Origin of the sequence: Acinetobacter sp. SH024 (genome assembly GCF_000163635.1) — a bacterium.
Lineage (GTDB): Bacteria > Pseudomonadota > Gammaproteobacteria > Pseudomonadales > Moraxellaceae > Acinetobacter > Acinetobacter pittii.
The window spans coordinates 97,541-98,367 of sequence record NZ_GG753606.1 but is presented as its reverse complement, the minus strand read 5'-3'; the positions used below and the strand labels follow the sequence as shown (position 1 = coordinate 98,367).

Genomic DNA, 827 nt, shown 5'->3' with positions numbered 1-827 from the left:
TTTTTTAAAATTATAAAGACGATTAGATTCAATAAATTAGTACGAATAAAAGCTAGGGAAGTTTGATTTTTCTAATGAGCTTTGAAATGGATTATTGTGTTTAGTTGATCAATTTAAAAAGCTTGCCTAGTAGGCAAGCTCCCCTTTTTGATATTTGCGCTGATCAACAAGGTTTAGTGTTACCTACAGCAACACACTGATAATACAGAAATATTTAAAAATAAAAAAGCCCACTTCCTATTTTTATTCAGAAATGGACTTAGCGAAAAAAACGCTTAAACCTGAAATAGGAAATATCTATTCGGAAATATTTCCAACTTCATATTGGCATAATATTTAAGCACTAGCAATAGGGATTGAATTAAAAATATCAAATATTCATATTTAAATAGATAAAGATTTCTTTTTTTAAATGGTTTTATTTTTAGCCTACATAATTTTTTTACTTATCAAGACTTATAAAGAATATGTGCCCATCAATAGGTAATACTTAATAAGGTCTTATGTGCAGTAACCATTAGGCTCTAGAGAGTAAGAACTCAAACTGACTAAAAATAAAAAATAATTAATTTTCAATATCAATGATCATATACTGCAAAGTTAAGTATATTCCAACTTCTCCATTGTTGAGTGCCTCATATAAGTCTTCATCAACGAAATCTCCAGATTCATCATATAGCCATTTATGAATTTGAATAATTTGTATATTCCCTTTTTTGTCTATTCTTGCTATTGGGTCTATTACGGACCGAACTATCACCTTCTTCTTCGTCTCAACATCAAGCAATGTGATAATTGTCATTTTAAAATCCTTATAAATATCCTGT

At 28.5% G+C, this 827-nt stretch carries 1 protein-coding gene; it reads right to left on the bottom strand.

All coding sequences use genetic code 11. The features are described from left to right. Window positions 1-565 precede the first annotated feature (565 nt). On the bottom strand, window positions 566-802 hold the full coding sequence (locus HMPREF0013_RS0105905; protein ID WP_000152660.1) for a hypothetical protein: 237 nt from the start codon (window positions 800-802) through the stop codon (window positions 566-568). Between the last annotated feature and the right edge of the window lie 25 nt (window positions 803-827).

Coding starts and splice junctions, on each gene's coding strand:
- HMPREF0013_RS0105905 (WP_000152660.1), bottom strand. CDS start 802: ATGACAATTATCACATTGCTTGATGTTGAGACGAAGAAGAAGGTGATA.